We start from the raw sequence: 19,342 nt of genomic DNA on the forward strand, positions 1-19,342 counted from the left end.
GGACGGGGAGTGGCCCAGTAGCACCCCTACCCGAACTTGCGGATCAGTCCTGCGCTCATGGCCCGTACTTCATCCAGTTCCGCGGCCATCCCGGCAAGGACAAGGCCCGCGTCCGCCGTCTCCAGGGCTGAATCGGCGCCCACGAGGCCATCGGCACGGAGGTTGATCAGGGATTCGACCAGGCGAAAAAGGAGATCCCCACACGATGATGCGCCTTGCGGGCCAGCCGGGGCGAATTCCTCCACGGTTTGGCCCAGCTCCCGGTATAACTGCCGGAGTTGCCGCCGGTCATCCATGAAGCGTCGGAATCTGGGGGCGCGGGCTTCCGGCAGGTGGTAGAGGACGCCAAGGTTCCAGCGGGCGTTGCACAACTGGGTTCCGTCGTAGAGTGCCACCGCGTGCAAGCGGGCTGCAGCGGTCCGGGGATCGGACGGCGGCGGGCCGCCATGTACAGCGCTCGCGAACGCCAGGCCTCCCGCCACGGTGCCGTCGAGGAGTTCCGCCAGAATGTCGTCCTTGGTGCCGAAGTGGTGGTACAGCGATGACTGGCGGATCCCGACGGCGTCTGCGATCGCCCTGGTGGAGGTGTTGGCGAATCCTTGGCTTGTGAAGAGTTCGGAGGCGGCATCGAGGATCTCGTCCCGGGCTGTTGCGCCAGGGCGCACGGGTTGCTGTTTGCGGGGTCTGCCCGGTCCGGCTGAGGTCACCCCACATTCTTACATCGCCAGAGTCGCCTTCGTGCCCGATTCCGCGATCGTCGGCCCGGTCCAGTCTCAGGTGATTTTAAGTTCACATGCCGGAAACGCGCGGTCATCCACCTTTTACATCGGCGAAACGGTAACGCGACATCCGGCTGGAAAACTATCAATTGACCGGTATTGCGGGCGACTGTCAGAGACTACCGCTTGCGAGGTCACCATCCCCCGTTCCAGACTCGGAGAAACCGATGACTTCCACCCTTTCGACGGCTCCCGCCCACGCCGACGATGCAGACCTGACGTCGCTTGGCTATCAGCCGACGTTGCATCGCAAACTTGGCCGCTATGCTTCCTTCGCCGCAGGTTTTTCGTTCGTCTCCATCCTGACCACCATCTTCCAGTTGTTCGGTTTCGGCTACTCCTTTGCCGGGCCGGCGTTCTTTTGGACCTGGCCGATCGTTCTGGTCGGCCAACTGCTTGTAGCGCTGAACTTCGCCGAACTGGCTTCGCGGTACCCGATTTCCGGTGCCGTTTATCAGTGGTCGCGGCGGGTTGGCGGCGAAACCGTTGGTTGGTTTGCCGGCTGGTTCATGTCCATCGCCCAAGTGATAACTGCCGCCGCTGCGGCCATCGCCCTGCAGGTGGTCCTGCCCCAGCTTTGGGACGGATTCCAGCTGGTCGGTGGTGACCCCGCGTTGACTACCGTCACCGGGGCGAGCAATGCCGTTATTCTCGGCGCTGTGCTGCTGGTCGCCACTACAGCGATCAACGCCGTCGGTGTGAAGCTCATGTCTCACATCAATTCGATCGGCGTCACCTGCGAACTGGTCGGGGTCGCCGCCGTGATCCTGGCGCTCGTTTCCGTGGCGCAACGCGGCCCCGACGTTGTCCAGAACACGCAGCTCGTCAGTGGTTCGGATCTCGGACCGGTGGGCGCGTTCCTCGTCTCCGGCTTGATGGCCGCGTACGTGATGGTCGGGTTCGATTCCGCCGGTGAACTGTCCGAGGAGACCAAGAACCCGCGCCGCACCACGCCGCGCACCATCATCTCCGCGCTGCTGATCTCCGGACTCGGCGGCGGGCTGATGATCATCGGCGCCCTGATGGCTGCCCCGAGCCTCGACGACGGCAACTTGGCCAGTCAAGGCCTGCCCTACGTGCTGACCGCAGTCCTTGGGACCTTCTGGGGCAAGATCCTGTTGGTCGATGTCGCGATTGCCATCTTCGTCTGCACCCTCGCCATCCAGACCGCCGGCTCGCGCCTGGTCTTCTCCATGGCCCGCGACCGCCAGCTCCCCGCCGCGGCGGCACTGTCCGCGGTCAACCCGCGGAGCGGCACACCGCTGTGGCCTTCGGTGATGGTGGGCCTTCTCGCGATCGCCGTCCTGGCCATCAACATCGGTAACGCCGCCTTGTTCACCACGCTCTGCAGCGTCTGCATCGTGATGCTCTACCTCGCCTACCTGCTGGTCACAGTGCCGCTGCTGATCAACCGGCTGCGCGGAGACTGGCATCGCACGGGCAAGACGATGCCCGATGGGCTGTTCTCGCTCGGACGGTGGGGGCTTCCGATCAACATCCTCGCAGTCCTCTATGGCGCCTTGATGGTGGTGAACCTCGCCCTGGCCGCGGCCCGAGGTCTACGACCCAACCGGCGACAACGGACTCCTGCTGTTCTCTGCACCCCTGATGGTGGGAGCGGTGTTGGTCCTGGGCATCTGGGTGCGGAAGCGGAAGACCGCTGACCTCCCTCCGGCCGGATGACGCCGCCACCCAACGGAAACTGCCAGAGAGAAATGACCGACATGACACAGACCCTCGAACCCAGTGAAACTGCCGTGGGGACGGCGATAACAGCAGGGGCCCGCGCCCATGCGCGCTCGCAGCACGGCCGGACCTCCGAGACAATGATCCACGTGGCCGCCACCACGGCCCCGGAACGCCTGACGGCCGGGTTGGACGCCCGGGCACGCGAAGCAGTGACGTGGGCCGAATCGCTGGCCTTCGGCCGCTACGCGCACATGGAACTTGCGAGAGGGACACGGCTCCGGCTGACCGACCCCGACGGCGACGCTTGCGTCCATGCGGTTCTCTTCCGCGGCGGGGCGCACCACGAGCGACTCAATGTCGCGGATACCGTCAAGGTGCCGTGGCAGGCTTACCTCGGGCACGGCCACCCGCTGCTATCCGACGCCGGACGGCTAATGGCCACGGTCGTCGCCGATTCCTCGGGGCGCCACGACGCCCTCACCGGCACCACACATAGGGCCGGCAACGAGGTCAAGTACGGCGCGGGCAGCGCCCACAGCGCGTCACCGGCCGGCCGCGAACTGCTGAGTCTCGGCGCACTCAAGCATGGGATCAGCCAGCGGGAGCTCCCGCCGTCGCTGTCCTTCTTCAAAGGCATCAGTGTGGACTCCGACGGCGGCATCCGGTTCAGCGGCAGCGCCGGAGCGGGAGCCGCCGTCGAACTCTTGCTCCACATGGACTTGGTGCTGGTGCTCGCCAACACCGCCCATCCCCTCGACCCCCGCCCTACCTTCACGGGCAGTGCAGTGGACATCGTCGCCTGGCAGGCCCCGCAGGACCTCCGGGCCCTCGCCGCTGGAGAACTTGGGCTCGATCCGGGGCCGGAGCACCTCCTGGCGCTGCAGAACACCGAACACGACCACAAAGCGAGGACCTCCGCATGAATGCCATCACTGCCGCAGTTCCCCAGCGAGATGCCCAGCGCCGGCCAGATGCCCAGTCCGTTGCGCTGGGTTCCGGACAGGTCATCCTTGACGAATATGTCGAAGCCCGAGGGCCTTGGTCGGCAGTAGTCTCAGCCGGGGATGTGCTGACCATCGTGGACCTCGAAGGAAACCAAGCCGTGGATTGCCTCCTCTACTCGGCCTCCGACGCCGCCACCCGCTACTCTGCCGCCGCCACCATTGCCGCCCAGCGGTCCATCATTCTCACCACGGGGTCCGTCCTCCGCTCGGACGACGGCGATGCCCTGATGACCGTGGTGGCCGACGAGGTGGGTGTCCACGACACTATCGGCGGAGCCTGCTCCCAAGAGTCCAACACGCTACGCTACGGCCACCACACGCACGAACAGCATGCCTGCGTGGAGAACTTCCTGATCGAAGGATCCAGATGGGGCCTGGGGAAGCCGGACCTGGTCTCGAACATCAACTGGTTCATGAACGTACCGGTCGATCCCGATGGCGCCCTCGGTATCGTGGATGGGCTGTCCGCTCCCGGCAAGCGCATCGCGCTCCGCGCGGAAACGGACGTGCTGGTCCTGGTCTCCAACTGCCCCCAGATCAACAACCCCTGCAACGGCTTCAACCCCACGCCCGTGCGCATGATCGTCACGAGCCCGGAGGCATGACCATGAACCGTTTCGATACCCTGCTCGTCGCCAACCGCGGCGAGATCGCCTGCCGAATCATCGAGTCCGCCCGAAAGGCCGGGTTGCGGACCGTCGCAGTATTCTCCGAAGCGGACCGCGGCGCGAAGCACGTTCGCCTCGCAGACGAAGCCGTGCTGCTCGGACCGGCGCCGGCGAAGGATTCCTACCTGCGGGTCGACGCCATCATTGCGGCCGCCGCCGCAACCGGTGCCGGCGCCGTCCACCCCGGCTACGGTTTCCTCTCCGAAGATGCCGGGTTCGCCGAGGCCGTGGAAGCCGCGGGGCTGGTGTTCGTCGGCCCGACCCCCGAACAGTTGCGGATCTTCGGGACCAAGCACACCGCCCGGGATGCGGCGCAGCGGGCCGGCGTGCCCATGATCGCCGGTTCCGGCCTGCTGGAAGACCTCGACGCGGCCATCGAAGCCGCCGCGCGGATCGGGTTCCCGCTGATGCTGAAGGCCACCGGTGGCGGCGGCGGCATCGGAATGGCCGTGTGCCGGAACGAAGCAGATCTGACAGAGAGCTACGCCCGCGTAGCAAGGCTCGCCAGCTCCAGTTTCGGCACCGCAGGAGTGTTCGCCGAACGTTACATCGAGCACGCCCGCCACGTGGAGGTGCAGATCTTCGGCGACGGCGAAGGCCGCGTGGTGAGCCTGGAGACCGCGACTGTTCCCTGCAACGCCGGCATCAGAAGGTGTTGGAAGAAGCACCCGCGCCGGACCTGCCGGCAGCACTCCGGGAAGAGCTCCACCGCAGCTCCCGTGCCCTGTGTGCCTCGGTGGGGTACCGCTCGGCGGGGACCGTGGAGTTCGTCTACGATCCCCTCCGGCAGGAGGCATCGTTCCTTGAGGTCAACGCACGGCTCCAGGTGGAGCATCCGGTAACCGAGGCGATCACCGGCGTCGACCTCGTGGAGTGGATGCTCGACCTGGCCCAAGCATGGCCCGTCCTCGCGGGTATCCCCGAAAGCGTTCCGGTGACGGGCCACTCGGTCGAAGCCCGTATCTATGCCGAGGACCCAGCCCGTAACTTCCAACCCAGCGCCGGGACCGTCACCAATGCGCAGTACCCGAGCACCGACGTCGTGCGTATTGACGCGTGGGTGGAGACCGGCAGCGAGGTGACCACCAACTACGACCCCCTGTTGGGCAAACTCATCACCTTCGGCGACACCCGGGATGCGGCGTTTGACGCCCTCTCTAAGGCTCTTGCTCAGACCCGCATCGACGGCATCGAGACCAACCTGGGCATGTTGCGCGCAGTGACTGGGCTAGATGTGGTTCGGGCTGCGAACCATTCCACAAGCACCCTGGACTCCGTGGGCGATCCCGAACCCCGCATTACGGTCGAGCGCCCGGGCCTCCAGACAAGCGTGCAAGACTGGCCGGGCAGAACCGGGCTCTGGAAGGTGGGGGTGCCGCCCAGCGGGCCGATGGACGATCTGTCCTTCCGGCTGGGGAATAAGGCCCTGGGGAACGCGGAGGGTGCGCCAGGCTTGGAATTCACCATGGCCGGGCCCGCTCTGCGGTTCACCCACGCCACCACCGTGTGCGTGACCGGAGCCGACGTCATCGTCACGCTTAACGGCGAATCTATCCCAGCCTGGGAACCTATCACGGTACCAGCCGGTGGCCTTCTGGACATTGGCTCGGCCGACGCGGCCGGTTTGCGCGGCTATGTCCTGTTTCAAGGCGGACTCGACGTCCCTCACTACCTCGGTAGCGCCTCCACTTTCGCCCTCGGTCAGTTTGGCGGCCACGGCGGCCGCGTGCTCCGCGCCGGCGACGTGCTGCGCACAGCTGACCGGCTGCCGGCGGATACCCCTTCGCAGCCGGTTCCCGTCGAAAGCCGCCCGGCGCTCACGTCCCACTGGGAATTGCAGGTGGTCGAAGGTCCGCACGGCGCCCCTGAATTCTTCCGGCGCGAGGACATCGACGAACTCTTCGCGGCCGACTACGAGGTGCACTTCAACTCGGCACGCACAGGTGTGCGGCTGATGGGCCCCAAGCCGCGCTGGGCACGCACCGACGGCGGCGAGGCAGGACTGCACCCCTCCAACATCCACGACACCCCCTATTCCGTGGGCGCGCTCGACTTCACCGGCGATACCCCCATCCTGCTCGGCCCCGATGGCCCGAGCCTTGGCGGCTTCGTCTGCCCGGTCACGGTGGTGACCGGAGAACGCTGGAAGCTCGGCCAGCTGCGTCCCGGCGACACAGTCCGCTTCGTCCCGGTGACGCATGCGCAGGCCCCGTCGGCGAAAAGCCTCGAACCGGGACGGCAGCTGATCCTGCCCGATGGTGCTGCCACCCGCACAGACGGCCTGGCCGCCGTCGTGCGCGCCGGCACGCCAAAGGGCGACGGCGACGACGGCGTGCTGGGACGCATGCCCGGAAGTGAGATGCGGCCCGCGGTCACGTACCGCCGTTCCGGTGACGACAACCTTCTGGTCGAATTTGGCGACATGGTCCTGGACCTCGGCCTCCGCGCGCGGGTCCATGCCCTGCACCAGCACATCGAGGAGCTCCGGATCCCCGGAGTGGTGGACCTTACGCCCGGGATCCGTTCATTGCAGATCAAGGTGGATCCGTCGGTTCTGTCCACCCGGCTGCTGTTGGGCTTCGTCCAGGAGATCGTGTCCGCGCTGCCCGCGAGTTCGGAGCTCGTGGTGCCGAGCCGCACTGTCCGGCTACCCCTCTCCTGGACGATCCGGCCACGCGCGAAGCGATCCAACGCTACATAACCGGCGTCCGGGACGACGCTCCGTGGTGCCCTTGGAACATCGAGTTCATTCGCCGCATCAACGGCCTGGACTCGGTGAATGACGTTTTCGATACCGTCTTCAACGCCGAGTACCTGGTCCTGGGCCTTGGCGATGTGTACCTTGGCGCTCCTGTGGCCACGCCGCTTGACCCGCGGCACAGGCTGGTCACCACCAAGTACAACCCCGCCAGGACGTGGACGCCGGAGAACGCGGTAGGCATCGGCGGGGCCTACATGTGCATCTATGGCATGGAGGGGCCCGGCGGCTACCAGTTTGTCGGACGCACCACCCAGGTGTGGTCGCGCTATGCGGACTCTGAACCCTTCGAACCGGGATCGCCGTGGCTCCTGCGCTTCTTCGACCGCATTTCCTGGTACCCCGTCAGCCCCGAAGAGCTGCTTGACCTGCGTGCCGACATGGCCGCCGGCCGTGGCCGGGGTGTAGAGATCGAGGAAGGTACCTTCTCCCTTGCCGAACACGAGGCATTCCTGGAGGAGAACAGCGAATCGATCGGTGTCTTCAGGGATCGGCAGGCGGTGGCATTCTCAGTGGAACGCAAGGCCTGGGAGGACGCCGGCGAGTTTGACCGCGCGGAAGTCGCAGCCGCCGTCGCCGTTCCCGACGTCGGCGAGGTAGTAGTGCCCGACGGCGGAACGCTCGTTTCTGCGCCGTTCGCCGCCAGCGTGTGGAAGGTGGACGTCGCACCTGGAGACCGCGTGATCCAGGGACAGCCGCTGGTCTCCCTTGAGGCTATGAAGATGGAAACCGTCCTGTCCGCACCGTGCGACGGCGTGGTGCACCAAGTGCTCCCGACCGCCGGCTCCCAAGTGGTGGCCGGTGAGGCCATGGTGGTGCTCGTGGGCGCGGATGAACTGAGCGAACCTGAACTGGAAGAGGCGGCAGCATGACCACCCACGGGACAAAGACCGGTACAGCCACCGCCAAACGCGTCAAGGACGCGTTGGCCGCGATTGACGCCGTGGGCCGGCCCGAGATCTGGATCGAAATCCGCGGAGAGGAAGAGTTGCTGGCCGAGGCGTCCCGGATCGACGCCGCGGTGGCATCCGGCTCCGAACTGCCTCTGGCGGGGCTCCTGCTGGCAGTCAAGAACAACGTGGACGTCGCCGGTATCACGACGACCGCGGCCTGCCCCGGGTTCGGGTATGAGCCGGCGGAAGACGCGGTAGCCGTGGCCCGGCTGCGCGATGCGGGTGCGCTGGTGCTCGGCGCGACGAACCTTGACCAGTTCGCAACAGGGTTGGTCGGTACCCGGAGCCCGTATGGGGCAGTCCGGGATTCGCGGCGGCCTGATCGGATCTCCGGGGGATCAAGTTCAGGTTCGGCCGTGGCCGTGGCGCTGGGACTCGTGGACATCGCCATCGGCACAGACACCGCCGGCTCCGGACGTGTCCCGGCCGGACTACAGGGAATCGTGGGTATCAAACCCACCCTGAACGTGGTCTCCACCGCCGGTGTTGTCCCGGCATGCCGATCGTGGGACGCCGTTACCATCCTCGCCCGCGACCTGGGCACCGCCGAACTGGCCATGGGCATCATGGCCGGCGAATCCCGGACGTGGCCCACAGACATCCGATTTGCCGCGCCGGCGCGGCCCCGGATCGCCTACCCGTCATCACTCCCGGCGCTGCCCCCGGCCTGGGCCGCCGAATTCGGCACCCAGATCGAACGGTTGCGATCAGCCGGCGTGGAGGCCGAGCCGATCGAACTGGACGTTTTCCTGGAGGCGGCACGACTGCTTTACGACGGCGCGCTGGTGGCCGAGCGTTATGCCGCGGTCGGGAGCTTCATTGACGGGCAACTCTCCGGCGGCGCACTCTCTGGCGAGGCGGCCGCCGCCGTGCTGGATCCGACGGTAGCGGGCATCGTCCGGGCGGCTGGCCGTCTGCCCGCCCACCAGTATGTTGCGGACACCGCGGCGCTGGACGAACTGAAGCGTGCGGCGCTGTCCCGGCTTGAAGGCTTCGATGCTTTGATCGTGCCGACGGCACCCTTCCATCCGACGCTTGGGGAGGTCGCCGCGGATCCGATAGGCGTTAATTCCCGCATGGGGACGTACACGAACTTTTGTAACCTGTTCGATCTATGTGCAGTAGCTGTCCCGGCGGGCGTTGTGGCGGAAAGCGGCAGCGACGACGACGGCGGAGCGCCGTCGTCGTCTCAGTTCGGCCTGACGGTGGTCGGCCGGGCATTCGACGACGCCGTTGTCGCCGACGTTGCTCGCCGCATCGAGCGCAGTCCGGCGAGGCCAGAGCTCTTCGCGGCCGGCGCCGCGGTGGCGCGCGTATCCTCGGCGCCGTGGCCCGCAGGGGCGGGGGCCGCCGTCGTACCCTTGGTGGTGGTGGGCGCCCACCGGAAGGGCCAGCCGCTCGTGACAGAGCTGGAATCGCGCGGCGCCTTCTGGGACGGCCCGGTCAGGACTGCGCCCCGCTACCGGATGGTCTCGCTGGACACCCGACCGCCCAAACCCGGTGTGGTCCGCTCCGAGGATGGCGCCGAACTCGCCGCTGAGCGATGGTTGCTCTCCGAGGCGGCCCTGGGCTCCTTCCTCTCAGAGCTGCCCGAACCCATGCTGTTGGGCTCTGTGCTGCTGAGCGATGGTTCGAGGGCAGTGGGCTTTGCGTGCGATGCGGTCGCGGCGTCCCAAGGTGAGGACATTACGCACTTTGGGGACTGGTTAGCCGCGCCAGCGGCCAGCTTCGGTTCCGCGCCGGCGGCAGACACTGAGCCCGGAGCTGGACGGGAGTCGGCTTGGAAAGGCATCTGGCGCGATGCCGGGACGGCACTTGTCAGGGGGCTGCAGCGGGGGAGAGCTTAGGAAGGAGACCGGACGGCCTGCCCGCACGGGGTGCGCGGGCAGGCCGTCAGCTCTTGAACGCTTGAACCGTCAGGGTCAGAAGAGTTGCTCGAACCTATCCGAGGGCAACGGCGGGCGACGGCCCGGTCATCGGCCCAGCTGGGGGTCGGACGTGAGCGCCCGGCCGTCGTCGAGGCGCCCTGCAAGGTTGCGCACGAGCTTTGGATCTGACGCGGCGGTGATCTTGAGGTCGTACCAACCGCCGTGAGTCGGGATAATGACGGTTTTGGCCTGGCCCGGGTTGAGAGCGAGTACCTGCGATCCGGCGCCATACGCGTCCGTGAGAGTGAGCGAGGCCGCGGCCGGGCCAGCGTTCTCGATCAGGAAATGCGCGTGGCCGGACTTGCCGTCGCGGGTGACGGTCGCGCGGATGTCCGCGGCCGCCGTCGTGCCGGCGTAACGGCGGTACCAGCCCGCCGGGCCGTGCATCTGCACGTCGTATTCGGTGCCAAGCGCCCACGACGCGTCGAGGGCCGCGCCCGCACCGATCGTGTACGAGTACGGTCCCGCCGGAAGGAGATTCGAGCGGACCTGGACGTGGGCACCCAGCTCGCCCTGGTTCGACCAGCGAGCCGAGAGCTTGCCGCCCGCAACAGCGGCCTCGACGCCGAGCTCGTAGCCGAGCGGGCGCGAGGGGCGCGTGCCCTTCTCCTGGGCCGGCATCGAGTTGACCGCGGGAGGCGTCGGCACATAGCTCGGGTGCCGGTTGTGGTCCGCGGGCTTGAAGGCCGAGGTGTCCGGCAGGGCAGGGGCAGCGCCGCCATTCCTGGAGAAGTCGAACGCGCTCGTGAGGTCGCCGCACACGGCGCGGCGCCACGCCGAAATGTTCGGGGACTTCACGCCGAAGCGGGACTCGAGGAAGCGCACGATCGACGTGTGGTCGAACGTCTCCGAGCAGACCCACCCGCCCATGCTCCACGGCGAGACGACCAGCATCGGCACGCGCACGCCGAGGCCGTAGTGGCCCGGGACGTCGGACTTTCCCGAGAAGGTCATCCGGCCGTCGTACCACTCGCCGTCGGTCGAAACGGTGGACGCGCCGGGGATCTGCGCGGTGTTGGGGTGCGGCGGCACCACGTGGTCGTAGAAGCCGTCGTTCTCGTCGTACATGAAGAACACGGCCGTCTTGCTCCAGACATCCGGGTTGGACGTGAGGATGTTCAGGATATTCGCCGTGTACCAGGCGCCGAAGTTCGGCGGCCAGTTTGAGTGCTCCGTGTAGGCCTCAGGACCCACGATGTACGAGACCTGCGGGAGATTCCCGCTTGCGACGTCGTCACGGAAGATCCGGAACAGGTCGTCGCCGGCCTTCGCTTTCGTGCCGGTCAGCGCCTTCTCGTAGAGCGGGCTGCCGGGCTTCGAGTTCTGGTACTGGGTGAGGTAGAGCAGCGAGTTGTCGCCGTAGTTGCCGATGAACGCGTCGCTGGTCCAACCCCAGTAACCCCCGGCGGTGAGACCGTCTCCAACGTCCTGATACACCTTCCAGCTCACGCCCGCCTTCTCGAGTTCCTCGGGGTAAGAGCTCCACGAGTAGCCGACCTCTGCATTCCACAGGTCGGGGCCGCCGGCCTTGTAGTCGTTGCCGTCCCAGCCGGTGAACATGTAGTAGCGGTTGGGGTCGGTGGGGCCAAGGAGCGAGCAGTGGTACTGATCGCAGATCGTGAACGCGTCCGCGAGGCCGAAGTGGAACGGGACGTCGCCACGCTCGTAGAACGCCATGGTGGCCTCGGACTTGGCGGGGAGCCACTTGTCATACTTGCCCACGTTGAAGGCCTCGTGGGTGAGCTTCCACGAGTGGTCGAGGTCTTCCATGAACTGCGTGCCGAGATTCGGCGCGGTTGGGTGGTAGGGGAGGACGTCCCGCGTTCCGTTGTTCTGCGCGAACGCATCCTTCCCGCTCGGAAGGATGGCCGGATGCGGGTCGCCGAACCCGCGCACGCCCTTGAGCGTGCCGAAGTAATGGTCGAAAGCGCGGTTCTCCTGCATGAAGACGATCACGTGCTCGACATCCTTGATCGAGCCGGTGGCACGGTTGGCCGAGATGGTCGCGGCGCGCGCAATGCTCTCGCCGAGCATCTCCGAGATGGCCGTGCTGGCCGCGGTGGCTCCGGATAGTTGAAGAAAACGCCGACGGTTCAGATCTGACATGAGCTGCTCCCAGTGCTTGGCTTAACCGATGAAGACCCCCGAACGACTTTTCCAGCACCAAGCAAAGGCCAAGTGCAGGAAAGGCAAATTTTGGGGCAACATGTGGCCGCCTCGCCGGAGCCAGTGTTCACCCGCTTTGAGTCTCGCCTCGGGAGTGGCCGGGCTTCTCGGACTTTCGGGCGGTGAGGTAAAGGCGGTGGGCGGTGATGACCAGGACCAGCCAGGCGGCACCGAGGGTCCAGGCCGCCAAGACGTCGGTGAGCCAGTGGTGGCCTAGGAATACACGGCTCAGGCCGATGGTCAGGGCAAAAAGGGCCGCAGCGGTCACTGTCCAGGCACGGGCCCGGCGGGAGCGGCAACGCAGGATGACCAGGTAGGCGATGATTCCGGCGATCACGAACGAGTTCAGCGAATGCCCGCTGGGAAACGAGGGGGAATACTCATAAGGCGGCACGGCGTCGCTGAGCGGGGGACGGGCGCGGCCGATGAGCTGCTTGCCGGCAATTGTCATGAGGAGGGAGCCCGCCGCCGCGGTCACAATGAGGATTGCGGGGGTCCAGGAGCGGCGCCGGAGGACCAGAACTGTGGTGGCGATCGCGGCCAGGATCGGCATTCCGATTCCTCCGCCCAAATCGGTATAGGCGGTGGCCGCGGCGTCCAGCGCGGGGCTGCGCAGGGTCTTCGCTGCCTCCAAGACCGGGTGGTCCAGGGCAGCCACGCCATCTGCTTCTGTCACTGCCTCGTACACCCCGCCGGTCGCGAAGGCCAGCAATGATGCGACTACTGCTCCGGCGGCGAGGACCAAGATCAGCGCACCGTACGGGCCGAGATGGGCGCTGAGGCGTTGTGCGCTGGTGGCGAGCCACCTTCCCGCGGGGGTCTTCCACCGCGCCAGATCAGCGTCACCGAGGAACCGGTCGTCAGTGAGTTCGGCTTTGTCCCCGGCCGACTCGTCGTCCGACGTGCCTTTGGTTTGAATGCCCATGGTCTTCCGCCTCAGATCGTGGATGGATTTGATCAGTAAGCTTACCTTCTAAGCTGTTGGTTGACCGGACGCCGGCGGAAGGGACAGCTCTGCCGCTCAGGCCCATCGGGGGCGTTATCTCAGATCCGCGGTGATCTCCTGAGCTGGAGGCAGCGAGGGCAGCCCGTCGGGCATGACGCCGAGCTCCTGGTAAACCTTCTGCAAAGCGGCAACAGCCGCACCCAACGCCCCGGCGAAGTCGCCCAGCGAGGTGATTGTCAAACGGGTATGGAATTGAAGGTTCTGCACGATTGCCTCTTCGTACCTGGGCAAATGGGGGCCCAGCGATTTCGCAATGCCACCACCTAAGACGACGATTGAGGGTTCGCAGCTGACGATAACAGCGGTCAGCGCGATCAGGAGTGCCTGATCGAATTGGGCCCTGAGAGCCCGGATCTGGCTGTTATCAGAATCGTTGAAAAGATCGGCCGGGCTCTCCAACTCAATCCCAAGGTCCTGGGCACGCAGAAGCAGGCGCGGACCCGTGAGCATCTGTTCCAGACGTGTGCCAAGGGGCCCGACGGGAAGATGGCCAAATTCTCCCACCATCCCCCGGGGCCCGCGGATAATATGCCCCTCGAGGGCAAGTCCTACACCCAGACCGGCTCCGATCGTGAGCATTGCCGCGGTAGGGGAGTCCCGAGCGGCACCAAATTTTTGCTCACCAAGGAGTGCGAAGTTCGCATCATTATCCAGTAGGACTTGGCGGCCAACAGCGGACTCGAACGTGGCGAGGAACTCTTTGTCTTCAACCTGCGGCAGATTCGGTGCATTCGAAACGGACCGGTCGGTTCCGCTTACCGCACCGGGCAACCCGAGCGCAATCTGCCGAGTATCTGGCCAGAAATCACCGGCCGCGATTCTCGCTTGATCATTAAGCCAGAGAGCCAGAGCACCGCCGTCAAGTAGCTGCGGTGTCCTAACTTGCGATCTTGCCACGGGCTGGGCAACCAGGCTTACGACCACGAAACGGGTTGTGGAGGCTCCGAGATCTATCCCCAGCACATAGGAGCGTTGGGCGACCACGTCGATAAGGATGGAGGGCCGCCCCCGCCCTTCGGCCGGTGCGCCCGGGACCTCGAAGACGAGACCTTCGTCCAGTAGCTGCTCGATGGTTCGAGAGACGGTGGCGGCAGAGATGCCCGTTGCGTCAACAATCTGCCCCCGGGTGGTCGGATGCGCGCGGAAGAGTTCCGTCAGCACGGCGGCGCGATTGATATGGCGAGTGTGTTGAACCATCGGCGCTTCACCTCCCATATTGGTGCACCGTGAGACTAAATATACCTGCTCGTCCGCTGGATCAAGGGCAGATTGGGCCTTCCTCTCGATAGACGGCGGCAAAATATGACTCGAACCCTTGACGCCTGCCCACAATGCTCTATATTTATCTTCACATTGAAATTAAATAGGTAGACCTTGGATCCCACACACGAAGTGAACCGAATTGTCGCTCACACGAAAACAAAAACATCCCCGAAGTACACAGGAACGCACATGTCAAACCAAACCGCTCGACTGCTCACTCCCCATGTGATCGGGGTCGATCTGGGTGGTACGAAACTCCATGTCGCACTTGCCGGAGCAGATGGCGAGATCATCAGGGAAGCCGTTGTACCCACAGGAGAGCGACGGGGTGCCTACCTGGTCGATCACATAGCGACCGCCGTCAACGAACTTGTGGAGTCCAATGGCGTGGGTATCGGCGCGGTAGGGGTCGGGGCCGCGGGCGCATTCGATGCTTCCAGCGGCGGTTTCAACCTCACGTCAAATCTCGGCGACCTCGCCGGAACCGACTTTGTTGCACGGCTCGAAGACGCATTCGGTTGTCCAGTGGGTGTGGATAACGACGTGAACCTGGCAGCTCTGGGCGAATGGAAGCACGGTCATGCTGTCGGATTCGAGCAATTCGTGTTCATCGCGGTCGGTACCGGCCTCGGAATGGGGATCATCGCCAACGGCAACATCGTGCGCGGCTCGCACAATGCCGCCGGCGAAATCGGATTCTTCCCCTTCGGCGCGGACCCGCTTGACCCAGCAAATCATCGTCGCGGTCCACTTGAGGAAGCGGTCGCCGGCGACACTATTGCAGCGCGTTATAACGCAGTCACGAACAGCGCCGTCAACACGCGTGAGGTGTTCGACCGTGCGACGCTCGGAGACGCCGCCGCACAGGCAGTCATTGACGCCGAAGCACAGCTGATAGCGCGAGCGATCGTGAGCGTGAACGCGGTCCTGGACCCGAGCCTCGTCGTCCTTGGTGGCAGCATCGGATCACGCGGAGACTTCCTGAGCCGGCTTCTTCCGTGGCTCGGGAAGTTTGGAACACCGGACCTGGACGTGCGCACGAGCTTACTCGGCAACAGTTCGACCGTTTACGGCGCACTTGAACTGGCACGAGCCACCATCACCCACGACCCTCTCCGCTACTAGTGCTTCGATGATGCCCAGCAGCAGATCGATCTGACCCATTCGAAGCCAAGTCATATCCAACCGACAGAAAAGAAAATCACATGTTCCTCGATCTCCTGCGTCGTCGCAACCAGGAACTGATTGACGCCGCAATCAGATTCCATCAGGCCGGGCACCTCCCAGCCAACACCTACGTCCTCGATGCAGACGCGATAGCCCACAACGCCGCAATCATCACCGACGAGGCCAAGCGGCTCGGTCTGACCGTATTTGCGATGACCAAACAGATCGGCCGCAATCCCGACATCTCCAAAGTCCTGGCTGCTGCGGGACTTCCGGCCAGCGTCGCCGTCGACATGCACTGTGCCCGCGCCACCGTCTCGGCAGGAATGTCTCTTGGCCACATCGGGCATCTTGTACAGGTCCCCAAAGCCGAGGCGGGTGCGGCAGCCGCCATGGCACCGGAGAACTGGACCGTGTTCAACCTCGAGAAGGCACGCGAGGCGGCAGCCGCGTCCGCTGCGACCGGGCGCAATCAGAGGCTTCTGGCCCGGATATACGCTGACGATGACGAGTTCTACACCGGCCACGAAGGCGGGTTCCCGGCAACCGCGATCCTCAAAACGGCCGACCTCCTCGACAGCCTGGAATCAGCACACTTCGGCGGAATCACTACCTTTCCCGCGCTCCTGTTCGACCCGGCGGCTCGCCGGATCCGCCCGACCCGGAACCTGGCCACCCTTGAAGCCACGGCCTCGCTGCTGCGTGGTTCGGGCCGGGAACACATTGAGATCAATGCGCCCGGCACCACCTCGACCGTGATGCTCCAGGCATTGGCCGACGCCGGCGCAACCCAAGTCGAACCCGGACACGCGCTGAGCGGGACAACACCCTTGCATGCGCTCGAAGACCTTCCCGAACGTCCCGCGACCTGCTATCTGAGCGAGGTCAGCCATCTCTACGGCGGCCGCGCCTATTGCTTCGGCGGCGGAACCTACGTCGACCCGGTCTTTCCCAAGTACCAAGTAAAGGCAATCGTGGGCCGGAGCCCGGAGTCGGCCCGCATTGTTGACGCGAAGCTCCCACCCGCGGAAGCGATCGATTACTACGCACAGCTGTTCCCGGAAAAGGACAACAAGCTCAGTGTCGGAGAGAGCGTCGTCTTCGGCTTCCGGGCTCAGGCATTCGTTACCCGCGCTTACACCGCAGCCATTTCCGGGCTATCTACCGGAAACCCCCGCGTCGAGGGCATCTGGTCCTCCGACGGCTCCCCGACAACATGGCCGTACTAACTGCCACCCCAAAAGGAAAGAATCCACCATGTCCACCTCGCAAACCTCTTTACCAAGGCCATCGCGGTCGCAGTCCCTCAGACGAAACAGCCTGACCGTTGTCGGCTCTGTCGCCATGTGCATGGCCTTCATGGGGCCAGCGACCAGCGTTGCATTCAACACCGCACCGGCTGCTGCCGGGGCCGGCTTTGCGCTGCCCCTCTCGATCGTGCTCGCCCTCATCGCCTGCCTGTTCATGGCCAGCACCCTGGCCGCTTTTGCGAAGAAGCTTCCGGCATCAGGATTCGCCTATACGTACAACACCCACGGCTTCGGCCCGTCCGGTGGTTTCCTGTCCGGCTGGTTGCTCCTGCTCAGCTACGGAATGCTCGCACCCATGCTCCTTTCCGCGATCGGTTCTTACAGTTCCCAATTCCTGCAAGACCAATTCCGCTAACCGTCCCTTGGCAGCTGATGACCGTAATCTTCGCCGTCATCGTGTGGGCCATCAACGCCTCCGGCGTATCAGAATCAGCGAAAGCCGCCCTGCGTTTCCTGGTCATCGAGGTCGGCGTCGTCCTCGGCCTGGTCGGGACGATCCTTGGACACGGTGGGGCCGAAGGGCTCTCCTTCGGCCCGTTCAACCCCACGAACTCAATCACAGGTATCGGTGGTTTGGGCACGGGAATGCTTTGGGGCATTCTCATGTTCATCGGCTTCGAATCTGTCTCCACCTTGGGTGAAGAAGCGAAATCGCCCAAACGCAACATTCCCATCGCGTTGTTCAGCGCTGTCATCGTTATCGGTGTTTTCTATGTCCTGACCTCGTATGCGGCCGCTGTCGGATTCGGCCAGTCCGGGGCGGACGCATTCGCCGCCGATCAGTCCCCGTGGACAACGCTGGCGAACAAGTTCTGGGGGGCCAGCTGGGCGCTCGTCCTCACCGTGTTGGCGAGCCAATTCGCGAACTTCATCAGCGGAACCAACGCCGTTGTCCGGGTCATCTTCTCGATGGGCCGCGAGGGAATCCTGCCCAGAATTCTCGGCCGCACCAGCAAACGCCAGGTGCCTCAGTTCGCCCTGACCTGCTACCTCGCTTTTGGGCTGGTGTTCGTGCTCGTCCTCGGATCTCTCACCGACCCTCTGACCTTGTACGGGTTCGCCGGTACCATTCTCGGCCTCGGAATGGTCGTGATTTACATTTTGCTGAGCATCTCTGTCATCCGCTTCTACCGCAAGGAGCATCCAACGGAGTTCGGGATCTGGCGGCACGGAATCATCCCCGTTGCCACCGCACTGATGATGCTGCTGCCGCTTTGGGGCCAGATCAGCCCGGTGCCGGCCTTTCCCAACAACCTTGCTCCTTACATCATCGCGATATGGATCCTGATCGGCGTCGGCTATCTGATGTATCTCAAGCGGAAGAAGCCCGAGCTGGTGACCGCAATGGGCCGGGTCTTCGAAGAAGACCCCTCCCCTGGTGAATCCCCCGACGGCAGCTCCGCTCCCGAGCCCTCGAAGGCAACTTCCGCTGTTTCGACAACCAAACCGAAAGCGTCAATGGAAGACGGAAGGCAGTCATGAACCTCACCGAAACGGAAATTGACGCGGTGAGACCCGCAAAAAAGTTTCGAAGCAAGATCGTGCCGCTCACCAGGTCTGTCCTATGAGCATGCCAGCGATGCCCGGCCAATTCATGCGCTCAGAGATTGCCGAGCAGCCCTCCAGGTGGACCGATCTGATCCGAAGCCAGCGCGCAGATATTACGGCCGCGGCAGCACTGCTCACCTCGACGCAACCAGAGCTGCTGGTTTTTGTTGCGCGGGGGTCCAGCGACCATGCCGCCATGTACGGCCAGTATCTGGCGCACAACCTTCTACAGATACCCGCGCTTCTATCAACCCCCAGCACGGTCACGGCGTTCGGCACCGCACTGCGCTACCCACGATCGGTGATGATTGCGGTTTCCCAGTCGGGCGAATCGCCGGACTTGCTCGATACGGTCGTCTCAGGAAAGCGCGGCGACCTGCCAATCATCGCCTTGACGAACAACGACTCGAGTACGCTTGCCGGGATCAGCGACATCCACGTGATGCTCTCAGCGGGGGAGGAGATCTCCGTTGCAGCGACCAAAACGTACACTGCGGAACTCCTGGGTCTTTATGCTCTGTTCTCGCTCGCGTCAGGGGTCTCTTGGGAGGCTATCGAGGACAGGCTGGCGCTGGCCGTAAAGGTCGCGACGTCGATCGTGGCTGACATGGGTCCGGAGGTGTCGCATCTCACAGAAACCATCAACGGGTCCGATCGAGTACTTGTTGTCGGTCGGGGATACTCAATGTCCTCGGCAAAGGAGGGCGCCTTGAAACTCATGGAAACAAATGCCCTGGCGGCCTCGGGATGGAGCGCGGCAGATGCAACACACGGGCCGCTTGGTCAAGTCATTCCGGGAACCCCAGTCATACTGCTCACCGCAAGTCGCGCCGGCCGCGAGTCTGTTGAGACGTTCGGCGCTGCTGCCGAGGCTTTGGGGGGCCGCACGATCACCATCGGGGTCCCGAACGCGGAATTTGCAGGCAGTGCGCTGTTGGCCAACATCAACTGGGAAGCGGTCGACGCCGGATTGATTCCACTTCTTGAGATCATCCCTATCCAATTTCTCGCGCTGGAACTCGCATTGAAAAGGGGGAAGAACCCGGATCAGCCGACCGGACTCAGCAAAGTGACCAAAACATTTTGACGTGCGCAGAAAAGAA

At 64.5% G+C, this 19,342-nt stretch carries 12 protein-coding genes and 2 pseudogenes; 10 read left to right on the forward strand and 4 right to left on the reverse strand.

Annotation, left to right across the window (positions count from 1 at the left end):
• Positions 1–26 precede the first annotated feature (26 nt).
• On the reverse strand, positions 27–707 hold the full coding sequence (locus ACF0H6_RS16400) for a TetR/AcrR family transcriptional regulator (RefSeq protein WP_395250603.1): 681 nt from the start codon (positions 705–707) through the stop codon (positions 27–29).
• A 239-nt stretch (positions 708–946) separates the two neighbouring features.
• Here ACF0H6_RS16400 and ACF0H6_RS16405 point away from each other — a divergent pair.
• The 5 genes and pseudogenes from ACF0H6_RS16405 (at position 947) to atzF (ending at position 9,698) form a co-directional block, all read left to right on the forward strand.
• Positions 947–2,462: pseudogene (locus ACF0H6_RS16405) on the forward strand (amino acid permease).
• A gap of 41 nt (positions 2,463–2,503) precedes the next feature.
• Positions 2,504–3,391, forward strand: coding sequence for an urea amidolyase associated protein UAAP1 (locus ACF0H6_RS16410; protein ID WP_395251337.1), 888 nt, complete (start codon positions 2,504–2,506; stop codon positions 3,389–3,391).
• The gene (locus tag ACF0H6_RS16415) at positions 3,388–4,077 is read left to right on the forward strand and encodes an urea amidolyase associated protein UAAP2 (protein WP_395250604.1); all 690 of its coding nucleotides are present in this window, start codon (positions 3,388–3,390) and stop codon (positions 4,075–4,077) included. Before ACF0H6_RS16410 ends, ACF0H6_RS16415 begins: the two co-directional genes overlap by 4 nt.
• 2 nt (positions 4,078–4,079) lie before the next feature.
• A pseudogene (gene uca, locus ACF0H6_RS16420) lies at positions 4,080–7,770 on the forward strand (urea carboxylase).
• Positions 7,767–9,698 carry an allophanate hydrolase gene (atzF, locus tag ACF0H6_RS16425; RefSeq protein ID WP_395250605.1) on the forward strand — a complete coding sequence of 644 codons (1,932 nt, stop codon included), beginning with the start codon at positions 7,767–7,769 and terminating at the stop codon, positions 9,696–9,698. Before uca ends, atzF begins: the two are co-directional and overlap by 4 nt.
• A gap of 126 nt (positions 9,699–9,824) precedes the next feature.
• Here the strand turns inward: atzF and ACF0H6_RS16430 are convergent, their stop codons facing one another.
• The 3 genes from ACF0H6_RS16430 to ACF0H6_RS16440 form a co-directional block, all read right to left on the reverse strand.
• Positions 9,825–11,885 (reverse strand): phosphocholine-specific phospholipase C, encoded by a 2,061-nt coding sequence (locus ACF0H6_RS16430; protein ID WP_395250606.1) that lies wholly within the window; start codon positions 11,883–11,885, stop codon positions 9,825–9,827.
• A gap of 127 nt (positions 11,886–12,012) precedes the next feature.
• Entirely contained in the window at positions 12,013–12,864 is an 852-nt protein-coding gene (locus ACF0H6_RS16435; protein WP_395251338.1) for a phosphatase PAP2 family protein, read from the reverse strand.
• 120 nt (positions 12,865–12,984) lie between these two features.
• Positions 12,985–14,148 carry an ROK family protein gene (locus ACF0H6_RS16440; protein WP_395250607.1) on the reverse strand — a complete coding sequence of 388 codons (1,164 nt, stop codon included), beginning with the start codon at positions 14,146–14,148 and terminating at the stop codon, positions 12,985–12,987.
• A 255-nt stretch (positions 14,149–14,403) separates the two neighbouring features.
• On the opposite strand from ACF0H6_RS16440, the gene ACF0H6_RS16445 reads away from it, so the two are divergent.
• The 5 genes from ACF0H6_RS16445 to ACF0H6_RS16465 all read left to right on the forward strand — a co-directional run bounded on the left by ACF0H6_RS16445 (position 14,404) and on the right by ACF0H6_RS16465 (position 19,326).
• Positions 14,404–15,339, forward strand: a complete 936-nt coding sequence (locus ACF0H6_RS16445) for an ROK family protein (RefSeq protein ID WP_395250608.1) — start codon at positions 14,404–14,406, stop codon at positions 15,337–15,339.
• An 80-nt stretch (positions 15,340–15,419) separates the two neighbouring features.
• A complete protein-coding gene (locus ACF0H6_RS16450) occupies positions 15,420–16,610 on the forward strand; it encodes an alanine racemase (protein WP_395250609.1) in 1,191 nt (396 codons plus the stop codon).
• A gap of 28 nt (positions 16,611–16,638) precedes the next feature.
• Positions 16,639–17,046: a hypothetical protein gene (locus ACF0H6_RS16455; protein ID WP_395251382.1), complete on the forward strand. Its 408-nt coding sequence runs from the start codon at positions 16,639–16,641 to the stop codon at positions 17,044–17,046.
• Between the two features lie 14 nt (positions 17,047–17,060).
• Positions 17,061–18,173 carry an APC family permease gene (locus ACF0H6_RS16460; protein ID WP_395251339.1) on the forward strand — a complete coding sequence of 371 codons (1,113 nt, stop codon included), beginning with the start codon at positions 17,061–17,063 and terminating at the stop codon, positions 18,171–18,173.
• A gap of 112 nt (positions 18,174–18,285) precedes the next feature.
• Entirely contained in the window at positions 18,286–19,326 is a 1,041-nt protein-coding gene (locus tag ACF0H6_RS16465; RefSeq protein WP_395251340.1) for an SIS domain-containing protein, read from the forward strand.
• The last annotated feature ends 16 nt before the right edge of the window (positions 19,327–19,342 follow it).

Source organism: Arthrobacter sp. NA-172 (assembly GCF_043952055.1).
GTDB lineage: Bacteria > Actinomycetota > Actinomycetes > Actinomycetales > Micrococcaceae > Arthrobacter.

Excerpts from the sequence above, each read along its gene's own strand:
- ACF0H6_RS16430 (WP_395250606.1), bottom strand. The coding sequence starts at position 11,885 with ATGTCAGATCTGAACCGTCGGCGTTTTCTTCAACTATCCGGAGCCACC.
- ACF0H6_RS16450 (WP_395250609.1), top strand. The coding sequence starts at position 15,420 with ATGTTCCTCGATCTCCTGCGTCGTCGCAACCAGGAACTGATTGACGCC.
- ACF0H6_RS16440 (WP_395250607.1), bottom strand. The coding sequence starts at position 14,148 with ATGGTTCAACACACTCGCCATATCAATCGCGCCGCCGTGCTGACGGAA.
- ACF0H6_RS16465 (WP_395251340.1), top strand. The coding sequence starts at position 18,286 with ATGCGCTCAGAGATTGCCGAGCAGCCCTCCAGGTGGACCGATCTGATC.
- ACF0H6_RS16455 (WP_395251382.1), top strand. The coding sequence starts at position 16,639 with ATGTCCACCTCGCAAACCTCTTTACCAAGGCCATCGCGGTCGCAGTCC.
- ACF0H6_RS16415 (WP_395250604.1), top strand. The coding sequence starts at position 3,388 with ATGAATGCCATCACTGCCGCAGTTCCCCAGCGAGATGCCCAGCGCCGG.
- ACF0H6_RS16445 (WP_395250608.1), top strand. The coding sequence starts at position 14,404 with ATGTCAAACCAAACCGCTCGACTGCTCACTCCCCATGTGATCGGGGTC.
- ACF0H6_RS16410 (WP_395251337.1), top strand. The coding sequence starts at position 2,504 with ATGACACAGACCCTCGAACCCAGTGAAACTGCCGTGGGGACGGCGATA.
- atzF (WP_395250605.1), top strand. The coding sequence starts at position 7,767 with ATGACCACCCACGGGACAAAGACCGGTACAGCCACCGCCAAACGCGTC.